1 protein-coding gene is annotated in these 2,168 nt (G+C 62.8%); it reads right to left on the bottom strand.

The window, feature by feature from the left end:
- A partial coding sequence (locus AC2VOP_RS17920) for a multifunctional oxoglutarate decarboxylase/oxoglutarate dehydrogenase thiamine pyrophosphate-binding subunit/dihydrolipoyllysine-residue succinyltransferase subunit (protein WP_486962214.1) occupies window positions 1–2,136 on the bottom strand: 2,136 nt, incomplete at its 3' end.
- Between the last annotated feature and the right edge of the window lie 32 nt (window positions 2,137–2,168).

Here is a 2,168-nt window from a genome sequence, read left to right on the forward strand (position 1 = left end):
CGCCACCCACACACACGCCTCCGGGTCGTCGCCGTTGACGTGGAAGATCGGCGCGCCGAGCATCTTGGCGACGTCGGTGCAGTATTCGCTGGACCGGCCATGCTCGGGTGCGGTGGTGAAGCCGATCTGGTTGTTGACGACGATGTGGATGGTGCCGCCGACCCTATAGCCCGGCAGCAGCGCCATATTCAGCGTCTCAGCGACGACGCCCTGGCTGGCAAACGCGGCATCGCCGTGCAACATCAACGGCACCACCGAGAAGGCCCGCAGGTCTTTGCTGTCGCGAGTACCCCGATCCAGTAGGTCCTGCCTGGCCCGGACGAGTCCCTCCAGCACTGGGTCGGCCGCCTCCAGGTGCGACGGGTTGGCGGTCAGCGACACCTGAATCTCGTTGTCGCCGAACATCTGCAAATAGACACCGGTGGCACCGAGGTGGTATTTAACGTCGCCGGAGCCGTGTGTTTGCGACGGGTCGAGGTTGTCCTCGAACTCCGTGAAGATCTGCGAGTACGGCTTGCCGACGATATTGGCTAGCACGTTGAGGCGGCCGCGGTGCGGCATGCTGATGACGACTTCGTCAAGCCCGTATTCGGCGCACTGGTCAATCGCGCTGTCCATCATCGGGATGACGGTCTCGGCGCCTTCTAGCGAGAACCGCTTCTGTCCGATGTACTTGGTCTGCAGGAAGTTTTCGAATGCCTCCGCCGCGTTAAGCTTGCTTAAGATGTACTTTTGTTCGGCCACAGTCGGTTTGACATGCTTGGTTTCAATACGCTGCTGCAGCCATTCCTGCTGCTCGGTCTCGAGGATGTGGGTATATTCCACGCCGACATGGCGACAGTAGGCATCGCGCAGCACCGACAGCACGTCACGTAACTTGCGTCGCTCCCCGCCCGGGACGCCGTCAATCTTGAATTCGCGGTCTAAGTCCCACAACGTCAGGCCGTGGGTAAGCACGTCGAGGTCGGGGTGACTGCGGAACCGGGTGTTGTCCAGCCGCAGCGGGTCGATGTCGGCGATCAGGTGTCCGCGGTTGCGGTAGGCCGCAATCAACTCGACGACCCGGGCATTCTTGTCGACGATCGAGTCGGGGTTGTCCGGGCGCCAGCGCACCGGCTCGTACGGGATGCCCAGCCCGAGGAAGATTTCGTCCCAGAACTTGTCGGAGAGCAGCATTTCGTGCAGGCAGCGCAGAAAATCGCCGGATTCCGCACCCTGGATGATGCGGTGGTCATAAGTCGAGGTCAAGGTGATCAGCTTGCCGACACCGAGTTCTGCGATGCGTTGTTCGCTGGCACCCTGGAATTCGGCGGGGTACTCCATCGCGCCGACCCCGATGATCGCGCCCTGGCCGGCCATCAGCCGGGGCACCGAGTGCACGGTGCCGATGGTGCCGGGGTTGGTCAGTGAGATCGTCACGCCGACAAAGTCTTCGGTGTTCAGCTTGCTGTCCCGAGCCCGGCGCACGATGTCTTCGTAAGCCGCGACGAACTGGGCGAAGTTCATGGTCTCGCAGCATTTGATGCCGGCTACCACCAGCGACCGCTTGCCTTCAGCACCCTGCAGGTCGATCGCCAGCCCCAGATTGGTGTGCGCGGGTGTGACAGCGCTGGGTTTGCCGTCGACCTCGGCGAAGTGGCGGTTCATGTTGGGGAACTTCTTGATCGCCTGCACCATCGCGTAGCCGAGCACATGCGTGAAAGAGATCTTGCCGCCGCGGGTGCGCTTGAGATGGTTGTTGATGACGATGCGGTTGTCGATCATCAACTTGGCGGGTATAGCCCGCACACTGGTCGCGGTTGGCACCTCCAGCGAGGTGGACATGTTCTTGACCACAGCAGCGGCCGCGCCGCGCAGCACCTGCACCTGGTCGCCTTCGGCCGGCGCGGGAACGTTGGATTCGACCACTGGCCGGACCGACGAGGCGGCCCGCGCCGACGACTCCGACGGCTTAGTGGGCCCCGCCGGGGGCATGACGGCTGGCGGCGACAGTGCGGCTGTGGCCGGCTCGGGGCTGTAGTCGACCAGAAAATCGTGCCAGCTCGAGTCGACCGAGGACGGGTCGTCACGGAACTTGCGGTACATCTCCTCGACTAGCCATTCATTCTGACCGAAGGGTGAACTGATACCGCTCACGGCAGCTACTCGCCTCGATTCCTCGTCTGTCG

Source organism: Mycobacterium sp. TH-M106 (assembly GCF_057473765.1).